Origin of the sequence: Comamonas odontotermitis (assembly GCF_020080045.1) — a bacterium.
Classification (GTDB): domain Bacteria; phylum Pseudomonadota; class Gammaproteobacteria; order Burkholderiales; family Burkholderiaceae_C; genus Comamonas; species Comamonas odontotermitis.
Map to the genome: position 1 here is coordinate 1,971,686 of NZ_CP083451.1, position 17,432 is coordinate 1,989,117.

Below are 17,432 nucleotides of genomic sequence, written 5' to 3' on the forward strand. Positions count from 1 at the left end.
ACGATGGATACTGCCTTTCCCCAAGATTGGATCATTCCCGATTGGCCTGCGCCTGCGCGGGTGCACGCCTTGTGCACCACCCGCAAGGGCGGGCTCAGCACGGGCCTCTTTGGCACCACCAACCTCAGCCTGAATGTGGGTGATGAGGCTGCGCATGTGCTACAAAATAGAGAGCTGCTTGCACAGGCCATGCAAGCGCTTGAGGTCAAAAAATCATTGAATGGCGGCGCTGACAGCTCTTCCACTGTCGCTGCAGCATCACCGCCCAGCCAGCCGGTATTTGTGCGCCAGGTGCACGGTACCGATGTGAAATACGTCGACCAGTGCGCCACCAGCGGCCAGGATGCCGATGCCAGCGTGAGCGACACGCCCGGCATGGGCTGCGCGGTGATGGCTGCAGACTGCCTGCCAGTGATCTTCTCGCACGCCAGTCTGCCCGTGGTGGGTGCGGCGCATGCGGGGTGGCGCGGCCTTGTGGGCCAGGGCGGTGTCGGGGTGCTGGAAACCTGTTTTGCCGCGTACGCCCAACTGGTGCGCAAGCACCTGGGCCAGGATATGAGCCAGGCAGACATTGCCGCGCAGACACTCGCCTGGCTCGGCCCCTGCATCAGCCAGCCCGAGTTCGAGGTGGGCCCGGAAGTGCAGGCTGCCTTTGTGGAGCACGATGCCAGCGCTGCTGCCTTCTTTGCGGCTGGCAAGCCGGGCAAGTTCCAGGCGGATCTGAGCGCACTGGCCCGCCACCGTCTGCAGCGCCAGGGAATCACCCGGCTCTATGGCAACGACAGCAGCACCGTCTGGTGCACAGTGCGCAACCCGGAGCGTTTCTTTTCGCACCGGCGCGATGGTGTGCCCGGTGTGCAGGGCGGCTCGGGCCGCTTTGCGGCTTGTGTCTGGGTGGCTTGAGGGCGCAGCGCTTCAAATGGCATAAAAGATATCTGTGGTGATCTTTTTTTGAAAAATGATCGCTATAAGTATCTTTTTTCCTTGCTTTCTTATGTTTCTTGTGTTGCTTGCATTGTTTGGTTGAAATGAATATTTTCATACTCATTTTCATGAAAAAGAGTATGATATGAAGCATGACTGATGCATTGATTGCTTCCTTGGCTGCCAGCCGCAAGGCCCAGAACATCACCCAGGCCCAGCTGGCCGAGCGCGCAGGCCTGTCCCGCATGGCCGTGCAGCGCACCGAAACCGGCGATGTGGACCCGCGCTACTCCACCGTGGCCGAGATGGCGCGTGTGCTGGGCATGCAACTGGTGGCCGTGCCCGCTGATCTGGTGCCTGCGCTGCAGGCCTTCATCCAGTCCGGCGGCAAGTTTCTGGGCCAGCCGGCAGGGGCCGATGCGCCGCCTTCGGTGGTGGAGAGCATCGCCGCCGAGCCACGAGGCCCAGCCCACCAGGCAAAGGCGCGCTGACTGACGTCTGCATACTGCCATGTCCACCTCCATCCGCTACCTGCGCCTGTACATGCACCAGCCTGCAGCCCTGGGTGGTGGGCGCCGCGCAATCGGCTACCTGTCGCAGTACGGTGATGTGCTGCGCGTCTCGTTCGAAGCCGATTACATTGCCGATGCGCAGCGCCCCACCTTGTCGCTGAGCTATCTGGGCGGCAATGAGGCCGACACGCGGGCCATCCTCTCGTCTGCCCGCGATGCGCGCCTGGTGCGCACGGATGGACGCTGGCCCGTGTATTTTCAGAATCTGCTGCCCGAAGGCCACAACCGCGAACGCCTGGCTGCCGAGCGCGGCTGCTCGCCGGATGATGAGTTCGAGCTGCTGGCCGCTGCCGGCCACGATCTGATGGGCGCACTGGAGGTGGAGCCCGTCCCGCAGGGCGAAGCCATTCCTGATGTGGTGCGGCACTGGCACACCACGCAGGGGCTCGATGTGCTGGAGCCCGGTTTTGTGGAGTTTCCGGTGGCGGATGCGGCATCGCTGCCTGGCATCGTCACCAAGTTCAGTGCCGTGCAGGACGGCCGCCGCTACACCGTGCACCGCAAGGGCGCGGCGGGCAGCGTCATCCTCAAGCTCCCCAGCACGGCGCACCCCGATCTGGTGGCCAACGAATACAGCTGCTACCGCCTGTGCCAGGCGCTGGGCTTGACCACGGCGGATGCGCAGGTCATCACCCGCGCGCAGGCCGACCTGCCCGGGCATGTGCCGTTTGACGAAATTCTGGCCGTGCAGCGCTTTGACCACCTGCCCGATGGCAGCCGTGTGCATATGGAAGAGTTCAACCAGGCACTGGGCTACGCGCCGCGCCATAAATATGGCAAGGGCCTGCAGCAGGACTGGCCCACCATGCTCCGTGTGCTCGACCGCCTGAGCCCCGAGCCCGTGGCAGACACGCGCGAGTTCCTGGCGCGCACCATTGCAGCCATCCTGATGGGCAACACCGACGCGCACCTGAAGAACTGGGCGCTCATCTACCCCAATGGTCACCAGCCGCGCCTCGCACCCGTCTATGACTGCGTGTGCGTCGCCGCCTTCTTTCCGGGCTCGCCGCCGCAGCAGTATGCGGTCAACAAGGCGATTGATGCCGCCATGCGCGCCCTGAGCTGGGACGATGTGGAGGCGCTGGTCAAAGCCGCCGGCCTGTTGCGCGCATCGCGCCATGTGGCGCTGCTCAAGGACGTGGTGCGCCGGGCACATGACGAATGGCCAGCCTTGCTCGCCGATGCACCGCCTGGCATGCGCGAGGCCGTGAAGGAGCGCCTGCGCGGTGGTGTGAAGCTGGCCGAGGCCTGAGTCGGGCAGGGTGATGATGGTCGTGATGGCGGCAGGCTGCGTTTGCAGGCCTGTTCAGCCCTTTGCCCCCGCTTTTCGCCTCAGCCCTTTGCTCTTGGCACACGCCCCATCAGGTAGAACTCCTCATTGGGTTGCATGCCCGCAAAACTGGCCATGCGGTTCGAGAGGCCGAAAAACGCGGTGATCGCCGCAATGTCCCAGATATCCTCGTCATCAAAGCCGTGCGGGTGCAACGCATCGAAATCGGCGTCGTTGATTTCCTGCGAACGGGTGCAGACCTTCATCGCAAAATCCAGCATGGCGCGCTGGCGGGGGCTGATATCGGCCTTGCGGTAGTTGACGGCCAACTGGTCGGCCAGGAGGGGCGCCTTTTCATAGATGCGGACGAGCGCTCCATGGGCCACCACGCAGTACAGGCATTCGTTGTGCGCGCTGGTCACCGTCACGATCATCTCGCGCTCGGCCTTGGACAGGCTGCTGTCCTCGCGCTCCATCAAGGCGTCGTGGTACGCAAAAAACGCACGCCACTCCGCAGGGCGGCGGGCAAAGGCCAGAAACACGTTGGGGATGAAGCCTGCCTTTTCCTGCACCTGCAGGATGCGATCCTGGATGTCCTGTGGCAGGGTGTTGAGATCGGGCAGGGGGTAGCGGGGTTTGGACGCCATGGCAAATCTCCTTGGAACGTGTTCCTGTTGTACTGAACCGCATCATAAGCTGCAGCAAGCTGCCGGGCTGTCCCGGTAATGCGGGTGGCGACATGTAAAAAGCGCTCCATTTTTGAGAGCTGACTGCGCTTTTGCAGCATGCGCTAGAGGTATGATTTGCATGTAACAACCCTGCTGGCTTCCTGTATGGCAGAGGCGCTTGCAGGGCGCGCGGTGTTTTGGTCGTAATATGTGCGCCAATTGCAGTGGCTGAGAATCATCCCGATTTGGAGCTGCAGGCGCAGGCCATCCCCGGATGGGCAAGGCTGTGTCAGCAGTCCCATAGCGAACAGGAAGCCGGCTGCACTGCACCATAGACCCTAGAAAGACATGGACCGCCGCCGCGCCACGGGTATGCCGGGCGCGGGGCCGATCCGCCATAACATTCATGCTGGTTCCGTTTTTGATCATGCTGCGCGAGGGCATCGAAGCCGCGCTGATCGTTGGCATCATTGCCAGTTTCCTTCGCCATACAGGCCGCGCCGCATTGATGCCTGCCGTCTGGGCCGGGGTTTTCTTTGCGCTGGGCCTGTCGCTGTTTGCAGGCGCTGGCCTGCAGTGGATGGCGGCAGAATTCCCGCAGAAGCAGCAGGAGCTGTTCGAGGCCGTGGTGGGCTTCATCGCCGTCGGCATGCTGACGGGCATGGTGTTCTGGATGCGCAAGGCAGCACGCTCCATCAAGAGTGAGTTGCAGGCCTCGGTCGACAAGGCGCTTTCTACGACAGGCAGCGCCAGCTGGGCACTGATCGGCATGGTGTTCCTCGCCGTGGCGCGCGAAGGGCTGGAATCCGTCTTCTTCCTGCTGGCCATCTTCCAGCAGAGCACGGGCTGGGGCGCGGCGGTGGGCGCACTCGCCGGTATCGTGCTGTCCATCCTGTTGGGCGTGGGCCTGTATAAGGGTGGGGTGCGCATCAACATGCGCCAGTTCTTCCGCTATACCGGTGTTTTCATCCTGCTGGTGGCCGCAGGCCTGCTGGCTGGCGCCGTGCGCCGCCTGCATGAGGCAGGGGTGTGGAACCATCTGCAGCAGGTGGTGTTTGACAGCAGCGCGACGCTGCCGGAAGACAGCGCACTGGGCGTGGTTCTGGGCGGCCTGCTGGGGTACATGCATGCCCCGGTACTGGGCGAGGTGCTGGCATGGGCAGCGTATCTGGCGGTCACGCTGGTGGTGTTCTTCTGGCCGGTGCCAGCCGCACCTGCTACAAAAACAGAAGCGCCTGCGCGCACCTCTCGCACGCCAGCGGCGGATGTGGCAATGCAAAGCGAGCCCGGCACAAGCGCCATGCAGCCTGCACCTCTGGGCGGCGTGGTACTGGGCAGTGTGCTCGTGCTGGTGTTGGGCGCGGCGGCTTTCTGGCAGGCGGCGGGCTCCTCACAGTCTGCAGCCAAGCCGGGTGCCGACAACGCGGCGGCTGTAGGAGGTGCTACCGATGTGCCCCAGATCACCATTGAGATCAGCCAGGGTACGTGTACGCCCAATGCCGTGAGCGTGCCTGCGGGCAAGGTGCAGTTTCGCATCGTCAACAAGGGCGAGCGTGCGCTGGAGTGGGAGATTCTGGACGGTGTGATGGTGCTCGAAGAGCGCGAGAACATCCTGCCCGGCCTGTCGCAGACCCTGACGGCACGCCTTGCGCCTGGCCAGTACGAGATGACCTGCGGCTTGCTCAATGCACCGCGCGGCACCTTGACCGTCACGCCGTCAGACGCCTTCAGGGCCGAAGCCGCCAAGCCGCCGGTGACGGCCTTCATCGGCGCGCTGGCCGAGTACCAGGTGTACCTGCTGACCGAGGTGGCCAGCCTGCAGGACATGTTGCAGGCCCTGCCGCAGCGCCTGCAGCCAGCTGGCGATGCGGATGCTGCGTCGCAGGCGCCCGCGGACGGCTATCCCGCCGATGCCCTGCAACTGGTGGCACTGGCACGCGGCCAGTACCAGAAGCTGGTGCCGCTGGCCGCGCAATTTGGCGACCTCAATGCCCGCATTGACGCGCGTGCCGCTGATTTTGCACTGCGTGACAAGGACCCCGCCTTTGTCGGCCTGCACCGCATTGCAACCGGCCTGAAGGCGGGTGAAGGTGCCGAGCAACTGCTGCCACTCGTCACCAGCCTGCAGCAGGATGTGGACCAACTGGCCCAGCGCCTGGGCGATGCCTCCCTGCAACCGCAAAACCTCGCCACCAACAGCGCCAAGGCGCTGGAGCGTGCATCCACCTTGATTCCGGGCGAGGCGACCACGCCCGCGCAGGGCCGTTGGGCCCTGCAGTTTGTGCGCGGCAGCCTGGCTGCGGCGGACAAGACCCAGCAATTGCTGGCGCCCGTGCTGTCCAATGCCAACCCGGCATTGCTGCAGCAGTTGCAGACCAGCCTGGACAAGGTGCGCCAGTTGCTGGCGGACCAGGGCGTCTCCGCCGACGATGCGGAGGCCGCTGGCGTGCCCGGAGTGCTGCTGAACCCCGTGCAATGCCAGAATCTGGCGCAGGCGCTGTACCAAGCGTCACAGAGCATGGGCAAGATCAATATGGCCTTGGGTCTGCAGCCTTAAACTTTTACCGATAACACACGAAAAAATAAAGAGCCGCCATGTCTTTCTTTAAGAGTAGAAACGATTCTCAATCCAATGCCGAGCATGCCACATCGGACGCCTCGGCCAGCGCTGCCGAGGCAGCGCCTGCGGTCCCCAGCCGCCGCCGCTGGCTGGGCGAGGCTGCGGGCGTCGTCGGCGCAGGGGTTCTCGCGGGCGTGCCAGCGCGGCAGGCTGCTGCCCAGCCAGCGGCGAATGCGCCTGCGCATCCGCAGGTGGCCGATGCGCCGCACACCACCACCTCGCAGCAGCGCGTGCCTTTCCACGGCACGCACCAGGCTGGTATCGTCACGCCGCGCCCACTGGCGGGCATGGTGGCCAGTTTTGATGTGCTGGCCGACAACAAGGCCGATCTGGAGCGGCTCTTCAAGACCCTGACCGAGCGCATCCGCTTTCTCACCGAAGGGGGGGCGCAGCCCGTGGCCGATCCCAGGTTGCCGCCAGCGGGTTCGGGAATTCTCGGGCCCGTGGTGCAGCCTGATGCGCTGACCGTGACCGTTGCCGTGGGCCACAGCCTCTTTGAGGAGCGCTATGGTCTTCAAGGCCTCGCACCCAGGCGGTTGACGCCCATGCGCCAACACCCCAACGATGCGCTGGTGCCTGCGCTGTGCCATGGCGATCTGTCCATCCAGTTCTGCGCCAACACGCCAGACACCAATATTCATGCGTTGCGCGACATCATCAAGAACCTGCCGGATCTGCTGGTGATGCGCTGGAAGCAGGAAGGAACAGTGCCACCCATACCTGCTGCCGCCGGCAAGGCACCGGAGAGCGCACGCAATTTCCTCGGTTTTCGAGACGGCTCGGCCAACCCGGATTCGGACAGCGATGCACTGATGCGCCGCATTGTCTGGGTGCAGGCCAGCAGCGACGAGCCGGCCTGGGCCGAAGGCGGCAGCTACCAGGTGGTGCGCATCATCCGCAATTTCGTCGAGCGCTGGGACCGCACGCCGCTGCAGGAGCAGGAAGCCATCATGGGCCGCGACAAGGACAGCGGCGCGCCGCTCGACGCGCGCAGCAAGACCGAGCATGATGTGCCCGATTACGCCGCCGACCCAGACGGCAACAAGACCCGCCTGGATGCGCACATCCGTCTCGCCAATCCCCGCGACCACGGCAGCGAGGCCAACCTCATCCTGCGCAGGCCATTCAACTACTCCAATGGGGTCACCAAATCAGGCCAGCTGGAGATGGGCCTGCTCTTCATCTGTTACCAGGCCGACCTGGACAAGGGCTTTGTCACCGTCCAGAAGCGGCTCGATGGGGAGCCGCTGGAGGAATACATCAAGCCCGTGGGCGGTGGCTTCTTCTATGTGCTGCCGGGCGTGCGCGACGCGCAGGACTGGCTCGGCCGCAGCCTCCTGGCTGCTGCGAAGGCATAGCTTTCGCTGTATTGGCTGATTTGAGGACTAAATCAGCGTTTTGCGTACACCAATAAAGCGCAAGATGCTATTGAATTGATAGTTTTAAAGGACAAGAAAACATGCTCGCACGTCGTCACTTCCTGCAAAGCCTGGCGCTCTTTGGCAGCGTATCGGCCGCGGCCATTCCCGCGTGGGCGGCCGACGGTGTCTCGGCCCTCGAGCTGGTCAAGCCGCTGGCCGAGTACAAGCTGTACGTCAACACCAATCTGCGCGAGCTCGTCAAAGGCGTGCAGGCATTCACTGACGCCGTCAAGGCAGGCAAGATCGAAGAAGCCAAGAAGCTCTACGCCCAGGTGCGCCGCCCCTATGAGCGCATCGAACCCATTGCCGAACTGTTTGCCGACCTGGACAAGAGCATCGACGCACGGGCTGACGACCACGAGCAGGGCGAAAAAAGCCCAGATTTCATCGGTTTTCACCGCATCGAATACGGCCTGTGGGTGGAAAAATCCACCAAGGGCCTCGCGCCCGTGGCCGACAGGTTGCTGGCCGATTGCAAGGAGCTGCAAAAACGTGTGACCACACTCACTTTCCCGCCAGAAAAAGTGGTGGGAGGTGCTGCGGTGCTGATCGAGGAGGTGGCTGCCACCAAGATATCGGGCGAGGAAGAGCGTTACAGCCACACCGATCTGGACGACTTCCAGGCCAACTTCGAAGGCGCGGACAAAATATTCGAGCTGCTGCGCCCGCTGGTCGAGAAAAAGGACAAGGCCTTCGCCGACAAGACGGCCGCCAACTTCAAGACCGTTTTCGATGTGCTGGCCAAATACCGCAAGCCCGATGGCAGCTTCGAGCTCTACACCAAGCTGAGTGAGCGCGACCGCAAGGTGCTGGCTGGCAAGGTCAACACGCTGGCCGAAGACCTCTCCAAGCTGCGCGGCATGCTGGGTCTGAACTGAAACGCCTGCGGGTTGCCGGCTGTCCGTTGATGTGGGGTGGGCCTTTGCTGGACGACAATAGCACCCATTGAAGCGCAATGGACAGCAACAGACAGCATATGAGTGAAGCAGAAAAAGACACCGACTGGGCCGCATGGAGCCGTGAGGCCGTCGAGATGATGGTGGCGCGCAATGCCCAATGGCCCAAGCAGTTCGGCCTGCAGGCACCCCCCAGCTTCCGCTGGGATTTGGACAGCGCCACCCTGGTGCTGCAGGGCCCCCTGCACGAGGTGGTCGCCACGGTCTGCCTCGTGGGCACCACCAGCGACAGCGAAGGCGGCTTTGTCTGGAGCTGGGCCAACGAGGCCATTCCGCGCCAACACGGCGAGGCCCTGGAAGTGGTGCACGATTTTGGCCGCGAACACCATCTGGCCTTGCTGACCACGGCGCGCATCCCCGGCGGCCGCCCTGAAGCCACCGAATGCCTGTGCATCGCAGCCCGCCTGCAGCGCGCCGTCGGTACCTTCATCGACAGGCAAGGGGATGTGACCTTGTACTTCACCATCCTGCATCTGCAGGTGGCGATGGATGCGGACCAACTACCCAACTGAGATCGGCGGGAGCCTCTCCAAGCCCGGCGGCGACCAACCAGGCCCCATTGCACCCAGTGAGGCCCAACCTTCCACACGAAAGAAGCATTCACCGATCCCGGTCCTGCTGCGTATCGGCACTGCTGAGCCGCCAACCCTCACTGGTTGCTTCCAGTAGGTCGGTCAATTGGAGATTGTTCAGGAAAACCTGGTCGTGCGATGCCACAATCATCGCGCCCTGGTAGCTAGACAACATGGTCTCCAGTGCCTGCAATGCAGGCAGGTCGAGGTGGTTGCTGGGTTCGTCCAGAAGCAGCAATTGTGGCGGTGTATCTGCATAGAGAATGCAGGCGAGTGCGGCCTTGATGCGTTCGCCACCGCTGAGGACGCCGCTGGGCACCGTTACCCGGTCGGCGCCCAGGCCCAGTTGCGCCAGCCGCATCCGCAACTCGCTTTCGCTCAGGCGGTGGCTCACCTGCTGCAACTGCTCCAGCACCGGGCGGTGCACATCCAGCGTACCCAGCCGCTGGTCGAGATACGCCAGGCTTTCTGTTACCGTGCAAACCCCAGCCTGGTGCTGGATCCGGCCTGCGAGTACCTGGAGCAGGGTGGACTTGCCGCAGCCATTGGGCCCTTGCAGGCCGATGCGCTGCTGCCCGGTTACCAGCAGATCGATGTGGCGGATGGCCGGGGCCACCAATGGCAGCGCTACGCCCTCCAGCGCAGCCACGTGGCGTTGGGAAACGCCGGTATGCGGGGGCGTTTGCAGGTGAATGTGCAGATCGCCATCAACCTGGGCGGCGGCATCGCGCACGCGCTGCGCAAGCTTGCGTTGCATAGCTGTGTGTTGCCTGTTGAGCTTGCCGGTTGAGTGGTCGCTGCGCTCTTTCTGGCGGTCCAGCAGGATCTTGGCCTGGTTGGCCTGTTTGCCGCTTCGGGCTCCACGCTGCTGTCTCTTTTCCTGGCGCTCGCGTTGTTCGCGCATGGATTGCTCCGTACGCTTGCGCTCCAGCCTGGTGCGCTCGAGTTCTGCGTTTGCACTCTGCTGTTCCTGCGCCTTGGCCTGGGCATAGAACGGGTAGTTTCCGCCGTAGCTGCGCAAGCCCAGCGCAGACAGCTCGACAATCCGGTCCATGGATTCCAGCAACTGCCGGTCGTGGCTGATGACGAGCAGGCCGCGCGGCCAATGCGCCAGCCACGCGGCCAATGCCGTGCGGCTGCCTTGGTCCAGATGGTTGCTGGGCTCGTCCAGGATCAGAAAGTCCGCACCAGAGAGCTGGGCGCCCACCAATGCCGCACGCATTGCTTCTCCGCCGCTGAGCGCAAGGGCTGGCGTATCGGCTCGCAGGTGCGAGAGGCCTTGCAGCGCAAGCGCCTGGCGAAACTGCAGGGCCATGTCCCATTGGTCGCCCACCGCGTCGAAGTCCGCCTGCGCGGAGCTGCCCGCCTCGATGCGCTGCAAGGCATCCAGCACCTTCCGCGCACCGGCAAGGTCGGCCACCGTGGTGGCCGCGTCCGGGCGAACCTGCTGTTCCAGGTAGTAGACACTACCCGATCGCACGCAGCGGCCGCTGGAGGGCTGCAACTGGCCTGCAAGCACGCGCGCCAGAATGGTTTTGCCGCAGCCATTGCGGCCAACGAGGCCGGTGTGCCGTGTGTCAAAGATGTCGGTCAGGTCGGAGAAAAGCGCTTGACCGTTGGGGAGGACGTACGAAACGCCCTCCAGGGAGAGGTGAGAAATCGCCATGCCAATTCCAGAGATGCAAAGAACTCCCCGCGCTGTGGGGGCAGTGGAGGTTTGCCGTTGTGTGAACGGCTGCATCAATGGCGCATGGGACGAATACCTCTGACGGTGTATGGTGAAGGCAGGATTATAGAAGTGACAGAAAGCCCGCAAGGCCGGGCTGCCTGTATTCCACGGGTGAGGGGATGCACAGACAAAGGAGAAAGCCATGACTGCCAATCTCTACGGCGGAATCGATATTGCGATGAAAGTGCCGTCGCACCAGTACGAGGCGACGCTCGCGTTCTACCGCGACGTGGTGGGGCTTGCGCCGATCACCGAAAAAGCTCCGGCCATCGGCTTTGTGCTCGGCCCCAACCGGCTGTGGATCGATGAGGCCCCGCAGATGAGCCAGGCGGAAATCTGGCTGGAGCTGTTCACCGAGAGTTTTGAGGATGCGGCCGCGCATCTGGCACGGGCGGGGGTGACCCGCTGCGATGCAATCGAGCCGCTGCCGGAGGGGTTCAAGGGAGGCTGGATCACCAGCCCGGCCAACATCATCCATATGGTGCGCGAGCCTGGTACCTGGTGAGCTGAACTACGGATGCGCGGCAAAATGAAAAAACGCCCGATCGGGCGTTTTTGAAGGCTGGCCGAAACGCAAGGCTTCGGCCGGGGCAGCGGAATCATTTCTTCAGATCGAAACGGTCCAGTTCCATCACCTTGGTCCAGGCTGACACGAAGTCGCCAACGAACTTCTGCTGGTTGCCAGCTTCGGCATAGACTTCGGCAACGGCACGCAGGATGGCATTGCTGCCAAAGACCAGATCCACACGGGTGCCAGTCCACTTCTTGGCACCGCTCTTGCGGTCTACGCCTTCGTAGGTGCCGTCTTCCTGTGCTTTCCATTGGGTGCCCATGTCCAGCAGGTTGACGAAGAAGTCGTTTGTCAGCTTGCCGGGGGTATGGGTCAGCACGCCATGCTGGCTGCCACCGGTGTTGATGTTGATGGCGCGCAGGCCTCCAACGAGCACGGTCATTTCAGGGGCCGTCAGGTTCAGCAGTTGGGATTTGTCGATCAGCAGGGATTCAGCGGAAGCAGGAAGTGGGCCTTGCAGGTGGTTGCGGAAGCCATCTGCCTTGGGCTCCAGGTATTTGAAGGAGTCGGCATCGGTTTCCTCGGCGGTGGCGTCACCTCGGCCGGGGCTGAACGGTACCGTCACCTTGATGCCCGCATCGGCAGCCGCCTTTTCGACCCCTGCATTACCGGCGAGCACGATCAGATCGGCCATGGAGACACGCTTGTCGCCGTCTGCCGTCTTGTTGAATTCGCGCTGAATGCCTTCCAGCACGGACAGTACCTTGGCCAGTTGTTCTGGCTGGTTGACTTGCCAGTCCTTCTGCGGCGCAAGGCGGATGCGCGCGCCATTGGCACCGCCGCGCATGTCGGAGCCGCGGTAGGTAGACGCCGAGGCCCAGGCGGTGCCCACCAGTTCCTGCACGGTCAGGCCCGATGCGAGCACCTGGGCCTTGAGGGCCGTTACATCATCGCTGTTGACCAGCGGGTGCTTGACGGCGGGAATCACGTCTTGCCAGATCAGGGCTTCCTTCGGCACTTCGGGGCCGAGGTAGCGGCTGACCGGGCCCATGTCGCGGTGGGTCAGCTTGAACCAGGCGCGGGCAAAGGCTTCGGCAAAGGCCTGGGGATTCTCCAGGAAGCGGCGCGAAATTTTTTCGTAGGCCGGGTCCATGCGCAGCGACAGGTCGGTCGTCAGCATGGTGGGTTTCTTGTTGGGGCCACCATGGGCGTCGGGGATGACATCGTCCGCATCCTTGGCCACCCACTGAATGGCGCCTGCGGGGCTCTTTTCCTGCACCCACTCGTACTTGAACAGGTTTTCGAAGAAGAAGTTGCTCCATTGTGCAGGGGTCTGCGTCCAGGTCACTTCCAGCCCCGAGGTGATGGCATCGCGACCGGAGCCGGTGCCAAAACTGCTGGCCCAGCCCAGGCCTTGGGCTTCGAGCCCAGCAGCTTCCGGTTCCTTGCCGACGTGGCTGGCAGGGCCCGCGCCGTGGGTCTTGCCGAAGGTATGGCCGCCCGCGATCAGGGCCACGGTTTCCTCGTCATCCATGGCCATGCGGGCGAAGGTGTCGCGGATGTCGCGGGCCGCTGAAATGGGGTCGCCATTGCCGTCCGGGCCTTCAGGGTTCACGTAGATCAATCCCATCTGCACGGCAGCCAGCGGGTTTTCCAGATCGCGCTCGCCGCTGTAACGGCTGTTGGGGTTGTTGGTGGGAGCCAGCCATTCCTTCTCGGCGCCCCAGTACACATCGTGGTCGGGCTCCCAAGTGTCGACGCGGCCACCGGCAAAGCCGAAGGTGCGGAAACCCATGCTCTCCAGCGCCACGTTGCCGCACAGGATCATCAGGTCGGCCCAGGAGATGCGGTTGCCGTATTTCTGTTTGATGGGCCACAGCAGGCGGCGCGATTTGTCGATGTTGACGTTGTCGGGCCAGCTGTTGAGTGGTGCAAAGCGCTGCTGTCCGCGGCCTCCGCCGCCACGGCCGTCCTGCACACGGTAGGTGCCGGCGGAGTGCCAGGCCATGCGGATGAACTGTGGGCCATAGTGGCCGAAGTCGGCGGGCCACCAGTCCTGAGAGTCGGTCATCAGTGCCCGCAGGTCGCGCTTGAGGCCTTCATAGTCGAGCTTGCCAAATTCCTTGGCGTAGTCGAAATCGGCGCCCATGGGGTTGCTTTTGCTGTTGTGCTGGCTGAGCAGATCCACACGCAGCGCAGTCGGCCACCAGTCTCTATTGGTTGTGCCGCTCTGGGTTTGCTGGGCGGTATGGAAGGGGCACTTGGATTCAGTCGTCATGGGGAGTTCTCCGGTTCAAACTTGCAGGACGCTGACGGCCTTGCGGCGACAGCAACGTGGCAATGGCGGGCAGGTGTTGAGTGCCATTGGTTGCTGTTGATTATGCGATTGCAGCTGCTTTTGGTGTGCGCTTTGCTGATTGAATATACCCAAGTGCACCATTAAGAAAATCAAGCGGTTGGGTTGTGCAAATAGGCGCCATGGATTCGCTTAGAGCCCAATGGAAACGGCCGCATTGCGGCCGATCAAAAGTGTTTGTGGAAAGACTGGGAACCTATCTGCGCACGTCCTTGACGAGGGTGCTCTTGCCAAAGAGGCTCTGTACCAGATCGACCACCAGCTCGGCGGTCTGGTTGCGCAGGTCGAGCGCTGGATTGAGTTCGACGATATCGATCGAGCCCAGCAGGCCGGTGTCGGCAATCATCTCCATGCACAGCTGTGCTTCGCGGTAGTTGGGGCCGCCGCGTACCGTGGTGCCGGTGCCAGGGGCGATCTCGGGGTCGAGAAAATCGACGTCGAAGCTCAGGTGCAGATGGGTGGTGGCCGGGTCGGCATTGCGCAGCGGCGCAAGCGCCCGCAGCATGGTCTCGCGCATGCCCAGCTCGTCGATGGCGCGCATGTCGAACACGTCGATGTTGTGGGTCTTGATGAGGTGCTTTTCCTGGTCGTCCACACTGCGCAGGCCGATCTGGCAGAGCGATTGCTCTCCCAGGGCGGGTGCGAAACCCGCCAGGTGGGTGAGCTCGCGCGGGCCCAGGCCGCTCAGACAGGCGACGGGGATGCCGTGGATGTTGCCGGAGGGCGATGTCTCGGGCGTGTTGAAATCGGCATGGGCATCGAGCCACAGCACATACAGGCGCTTGCCTGCAGCCTTGCAGTGGCGCGCCACCGCGCTGATGGAGCCCACCGCCAGGCTGTGGTCGCCGCCCAGCATCAGCGGCATGCGGCCTGCGGCCAGCTCAGCGTGCACGGCATCGTGCACGGTCTGGTTCCAGGCCACGGCTTCTTCAAAGTTGCGCAGGTTGCCGTGGGCCGCATCGCGCGGGTGGCGGTGGTTGGCGGGCCCGGCCAGGTTGCCTACATCGCGTACTTCGCAGCCCAGCTCGGCCAGGGCAGGGCCCAGCTGCGCCACGCGCAGCGCGTCCGGCCCCATGGCTGCGCCCAGGCGTCCGGCGCCGATGTCGGTAGGAGCTCCTATCAAGCTGATGGCGGTAGAGTTGTGCATATCAGGCGGTTGCAGCAGTCGTTTTCAATGGGTTGCGGGCAGGGCTATCGGCGTGCAGCACGCCAAACAGATCCTTGGGGTTGGCCAATTGTGGCAGCAGCAGCAGAGGCTGCAGCATGCCATGCTTTTGAGCCAGGGCGTGGAGGTAGCGCATGGCGGAGTAATCCTCCAGCGCAAAGCCGACGGAATCGAACACGGTGATCTCGTCATCACGCTGCCGGCCCGGTGCCTTGCCATGCAATACCTGCCACAGTTCGGTCACGGCAAAGTCGGGGGCCATGTGCTGGATTTCGCCTTCGATGCGGCTTTGCGGCGCAAATTCCACAAATACGCTGGCTTCCGGCAGGATGGCGGCGTCGAGTTCGGTCTTGCCTGGGCAGTCGCCGCCTACGGCGTTCAGATGCATGCCGGGCTGCACCATGGCGCGGGTCAGGATGGTTGCATTGGTCTTGTCGGCAGTCACCGTGGTCACGATATCGGCGCCGTCTGCGGCATGGGCCGCACTGTCGCATACCGTCACCTGCACTTGCGGTGCATGGGCCTGCAGGTGGCGTACCAGCTTGTCGGTGGCGGCGCGGTCGATGTCGAACAGGCGCAGGGCCTCGATGCGCAGCAGACCGATGAATGCCAGTGCCTGAAACTCGCTCTGCGAGCCGTTGCCGATCAGGGCCATGGTGCGGCTGTTGGCGCGCGCCAGGCGCTTGGCGGCCATCACGCTGGTGGCGGCGGTACGCAGGGCGGTGGTCAGCGTCAGCTCCGACAGCAGCACCGGCGCTCCGGTATCGGCCCGCATCAGGGCGCCAAACGCCATGATGGACGGAATGCCGCGCTGCGGATTCTTGGGGTGGCCGTTGACGTACTTGAAGGCAAAGTGGTCGGCATCGGCCACGGGCATCAGCTCCATCACGCCGTCGCGGGTGTGCTGGGCAAGGCGCGCGGTCTTGTCGAAATCCTGCCAGCGGGCAAAGTCTTCTTCCAGGGCGGTGACGAGGCCCGCCAGCAGCGGCGTAAGGCCCACGCGGCGCACCAGTTCGGCGGCGGCATCGGTGCTGAGGAAGTCAACGGTTGCGGTGTAGTTATTGCTTGTGCTGGTCATGGTTTGCTCCTTGTTTTATAGCTTTTGGTGCCCAATGCATGGGCACTGGCAGCTGCCACCAGTGTGGCGCAGGGCGAAAACAAAGCAAAGTGCAAAAAATGGTAGAAAATGTCAGCCTGTGAAGCAAAATGTAGGCTGTCATTGTGCAAATTGACAAAACCGACCAGGCTCTGATCAGCATGCTGCGGCAAAACGCACGCGAAAGCGTGGCCACGCTGGCCGGCAAGCTCGGCGTATCACGCGGCACCGTCACCAACCGCATGGAGCGACTGGAGCGCGAAGGTCTGATCGTGGGCTACAGCGTGCGCCTGCGCCCCGATGTGCAGCCCGAAGTGTTGCGAGCCTGGATGAGCATTGAGATCGTGGGTAACGACACGCGCCGGGTGATGGCGTCCCTGTTGGGCGAGCCAGGCGTGGCGGCGCTGCACAGCACCAATGGCCGCTGGGATCTGCTGGCCGAGTTGCAGGTGGCGAGCCTGGAAGAGCTTTCGCGCGTGCTGGAGCGCATCCGGCTCATCAAAGGCATCAGCAACAGCGAAACCAGCATCCATCTGGAGAGCTTTCGCGTTTCTTGAAAGCTTCTCTATTTTTCAAGAAAAATTGCCACTAGCGCATTACAGAGAAGCGACTCTAGCTATTGATTAGATAGCGATTTGGTTATCCATCAATCCAGCAGAAAGCCTAGCGCGGCGCGCAACTGCCCGGCAGCATGCTGTTCGATCACCGTGTCGTGCGCCAGCACGATGCGCTGTACGGGCCAGCTGCAGATCACCTGTGCGGCTGCGCGTGCGGCCGCCTTGTCACGGATGGCAAAGCGCACGGCCCGTGGCATGGCCAGGCGGCTACGTGTGCCGTTCAGGCTGTTGAACAGGCGCGCCGACAGCGACAGATCCTGCGGGTAGTACTGCAGCACATCCGTCACGATCAGGCTGCCGCTGGGCTGGTGCAGCCACACGCATTCATTCAGCAGCGGAATGCCGCCCACGCATTGCATCTGCAAATGGTTGCGCCAGGCGGAGGGCGTGGCGGAATCGTCCAGCTGGCCCAGTGGGCCCGGCTGTTTTGGCAGGGTCTGCAACTGCAGCAGATCGCGCCTTTTGGCCGCGAGGCCTGGCGCCCCCCACAACTGTGCCTTTGGATAGAACGGCAGCCAGTCGCCAGCATACAAATGGTGCATGCGGTTGGGGGCCACCACCCAGGCCACGCTGCCCAGGGCATCGAGCGCGGCGCGCAACTGCGGTGTGGGCGCGACGGGCGAGTGCAACCATAGCTGGTGGCCGGCCAGCCGGGCCACAGTCATGCGCGTGCGCAGTGGCAGGCCTTGCACACTGATGCGCTGCTGCGCGCTCCATAGATCGGGCGCCAACGGGGTCAACGGCAGGGAATCATGAGACGACGGATGGGACGACATGGAGGGCTGTGGATAGATGCAGGAGGGCCGCGGAACATTGAGGCAGGGTGGCATGGGAACCGGCCCAGTGTAGGGGCAGAACTGCATATGCCAGCTTGGCTGAAGTCCCCTCAGCGCGACGAGTACAGACCAAGAACCTGTTCAAAGGGCGCGGGTTGTCTGGGCTGCACTTGCTGCTT

15 protein-coding genes are annotated in these 17,432 nt (G+C 63.2%); 9 read left to right on the forward strand and 6 right to left on the reverse strand.

Going from position 1 to position 17,432, the window contains the following annotated elements; genetic code table 11:
- The first annotated feature begins 3 nt into the window (after positions 1-3).
- From LAD35_RS09180 to LAD35_RS09190, 3 genes are all read left to right on the forward strand, one after another.
- Positions 4-903: a polyphenol oxidase family protein gene (locus LAD35_RS09180; protein ID WP_224152372.1), complete on the forward strand. Its 900-nt coding sequence runs from the start codon at positions 4-6 to the stop codon at positions 901-903.
- Positions 904-1,076: 173 nt separating this feature from the next.
- A complete protein-coding gene (locus LAD35_RS09185; protein WP_224152373.1) occupies positions 1,077-1,415 on the forward strand; it encodes a helix-turn-helix domain-containing protein in 339 nt (112 codons plus the stop codon).
- Between the two features lie 19 nt (positions 1,416-1,434).
- The gene (locus LAD35_RS09190) at positions 1,435-2,748 is read left to right on the forward strand and encodes a type II toxin-antitoxin system HipA family toxin (RefSeq protein ID WP_224152374.1); all 1,314 of its coding nucleotides are present in this window, start codon (positions 1,435-1,437) and stop codon (positions 2,746-2,748) included.
- A gap of 80 nt (positions 2,749-2,828) precedes the next feature.
- Here the strand turns inward: LAD35_RS09190 and LAD35_RS09195 are convergent, their stop codons facing one another.
- Positions 2,829-3,413 (reverse strand): peroxidase-related enzyme, encoded by a 585-nt coding sequence (locus LAD35_RS09195; protein WP_224152375.1) that lies wholly within the window; start codon positions 3,411-3,413, stop codon positions 2,829-2,831.
- 427 nt (positions 3,414-3,840) lie between these two features.
- Between LAD35_RS09195 and efeU the strand changes: the two genes are divergently transcribed.
- From efeU to LAD35_RS09215, 4 genes are all read left to right on the forward strand, one after another.
- The gene (efeU, locus tag LAD35_RS09200) at positions 3,841-5,991 is read left to right on the forward strand and encodes an iron uptake transporter permease EfeU (protein ID WP_224152376.1); all 2,151 of its coding nucleotides are present in this window, start codon (positions 3,841-3,843) and stop codon (positions 5,989-5,991) included.
- Positions 5,992-6,029: 38 nt separating this feature from the next.
- Complete coding sequence (gene efeB / locus LAD35_RS09205; RefSeq protein WP_224152377.1) at positions 6,030-7,412, forward strand: iron uptake transporter deferrochelatase/peroxidase subunit; 1,383 nt, start codon at positions 6,030-6,032, stop codon at positions 7,410-7,412.
- 101 nt (positions 7,413-7,513) lie between these two features.
- On the forward strand, positions 7,514-8,353 hold the full coding sequence (gene efeO / locus LAD35_RS09210) for an iron uptake system protein EfeO (RefSeq protein ID WP_224152378.1): 840 nt from the start codon (positions 7,514-7,516) through the stop codon (positions 8,351-8,353).
- 98 nt (positions 8,354-8,451) lie between these two features.
- Complete coding sequence (locus tag LAD35_RS09215; protein WP_224152379.1) at positions 8,452-8,943, forward strand: DUF6882 domain-containing protein; 492 nt, start codon at positions 8,452-8,454, stop codon at positions 8,941-8,943.
- An 88-nt stretch (positions 8,944-9,031) separates the two neighbouring features.
- On the opposite strand, the gene LAD35_RS09220 is transcribed toward LAD35_RS09215, so the two are convergent.
- Entirely contained in the window at positions 9,032-10,669 is a 1,638-nt protein-coding gene (locus LAD35_RS09220) for an ABC-F family ATP-binding cassette domain-containing protein (protein ID WP_224152380.1), read from the reverse strand.
- Between the two features lie 205 nt (positions 10,670-10,874).
- Here LAD35_RS09220 and LAD35_RS09225 point away from each other — a divergent pair, with 205 nt between their 5' ends.
- A complete protein-coding gene (locus LAD35_RS09225) occupies positions 10,875-11,237 on the forward strand; it encodes a VOC family protein (protein ID WP_224152381.1) in 363 nt (120 codons plus the stop codon).
- A 94-nt stretch (positions 11,238-11,331) separates the two neighbouring features.
- Here the strand turns inward: LAD35_RS09225 and katG are convergent, their stop codons facing one another.
- The 3 genes from katG to LAD35_RS09240 all read right to left on the reverse strand — a co-directional run bounded on the left by katG (position 11,332) and on the right by LAD35_RS09240 (position 15,842).
- The gene (gene katG, locus LAD35_RS09230) at positions 11,332-13,521 is read right to left on the reverse strand and encodes a catalase/peroxidase HPI (RefSeq protein WP_224152382.1); all 2,190 of its coding nucleotides are present in this window, start codon (positions 13,519-13,521) and stop codon (positions 11,332-11,334) included.
- 274 nt (positions 13,522-13,795) lie between these two features.
- Positions 13,796-14,746, reverse strand: coding sequence for an arginase (gene rocF, locus LAD35_RS09235; RefSeq protein WP_224152383.1), 951 nt, complete (start codon positions 14,744-14,746; stop codon positions 13,796-13,798).
- Position 14,747: 1 nt separating this feature from the next.
- Positions 14,748-15,842 carry an ornithine cyclodeaminase gene (locus tag LAD35_RS09240; RefSeq protein WP_224152384.1) on the reverse strand — a complete coding sequence of 365 codons (1,095 nt, stop codon included), beginning with the start codon at positions 15,840-15,842 and terminating at the stop codon, positions 14,748-14,750.
- A gap of 149 nt (positions 15,843-15,991) precedes the next feature.
- Here LAD35_RS09240 and LAD35_RS09245 point away from each other — a divergent pair, with 149 nt between their 5' ends.
- Positions 15,992-16,417, forward strand: coding sequence for an Lrp/AsnC family transcriptional regulator (locus tag LAD35_RS09245; RefSeq protein WP_224152627.1), 426 nt, complete (start codon positions 15,992-15,994; stop codon positions 16,415-16,417).
- A gap of 89 nt (positions 16,418-16,506) precedes the next feature.
- Here LAD35_RS09245 and LAD35_RS09250 read toward each other — a convergent pair whose 3' ends face one another.
- Positions 16,507-17,253: a DUF4336 domain-containing protein gene (locus LAD35_RS09250; RefSeq protein WP_224152385.1), complete on the reverse strand. Its 747-nt coding sequence runs from the start codon at positions 17,251-17,253 to the stop codon at positions 16,507-16,509.
- Positions 17,254-17,432 lie beyond the last annotated feature (179 nt).

What these genes read in the sequence shown, in the direction of transcription:
- katG (WP_224152382.1), bottom strand. Translation starts at nt 13,521, where the DNA reads ATGACGACTGAATCCAAGTGCCCCTTCCATACCGCCCAGCAAACCCAG.
- LAD35_RS09185 (WP_224152373.1), top strand. Translation starts at nt 1,077, where the DNA reads ATGACTGATGCATTGATTGCTTCCTTGGCTGCCAGCCGCAAGGCCCAG.
- LAD35_RS09225 (WP_224152381.1), top strand. Translation starts at nt 10,875, where the DNA reads ATGACTGCCAATCTCTACGGCGGAATCGATATTGCGATGAAAGTGCCG.
- efeO (WP_224152378.1), top strand. Translation starts at nt 7,514, where the DNA reads ATGCTCGCACGTCGTCACTTCCTGCAAAGCCTGGCGCTCTTTGGCAGC.
- LAD35_RS09240 (WP_224152384.1), bottom strand. Translation starts at nt 15,842, where the DNA reads ATGACCAGCACAAGCAATAACTACACCGCAACCGTTGACTTCCTCAGC.
- LAD35_RS09250 (WP_224152385.1), bottom strand. Translation starts at nt 17,253, where the DNA reads ATGTCGTCCCATCCGTCGTCTCATGATTCCCTGCCGTTGACCCCGTTG.
- LAD35_RS09220 (WP_224152380.1), bottom strand. Translation starts at nt 10,669, where the DNA reads ATGGCGATTTCTCACCTCTCCCTGGAGGGCGTTTCGTACGTCCTCCCC.
- rocF (WP_224152383.1), bottom strand. Translation starts at nt 14,746, where the DNA reads ATGCACAACTCTACCGCCATCAGCTTGATAGGAGCTCCTACCGACATC.
- LAD35_RS09180 (WP_224152372.1), top strand. Translation starts at nt 4, where the DNA reads ATGGATACTGCCTTTCCCCAAGATTGGATCATTCCCGATTGGCCTGCG.
- LAD35_RS09215 (WP_224152379.1), top strand. Translation starts at nt 8,452, where the DNA reads ATGAGTGAAGCAGAAAAAGACACCGACTGGGCCGCATGGAGCCGTGAG.
- efeU (WP_224152376.1), top strand. Translation starts at nt 3,841, where the DNA reads ATGCTGGTTCCGTTTTTGATCATGCTGCGCGAGGGCATCGAAGCCGCG.
- LAD35_RS09190 (WP_224152374.1), top strand. Translation starts at nt 1,435, where the DNA reads ATGTCCACCTCCATCCGCTACCTGCGCCTGTACATGCACCAGCCTGCA.
- efeB (WP_224152377.1), top strand. Translation starts at nt 6,030, where the DNA reads ATGTCTTTCTTTAAGAGTAGAAACGATTCTCAATCCAATGCCGAGCAT.
- LAD35_RS09195 (WP_224152375.1), bottom strand. Translation starts at nt 3,413, where the DNA reads ATGGCGTCCAAACCCCGCTACCCCCTGCCCGATCTCAACACCCTGCCA.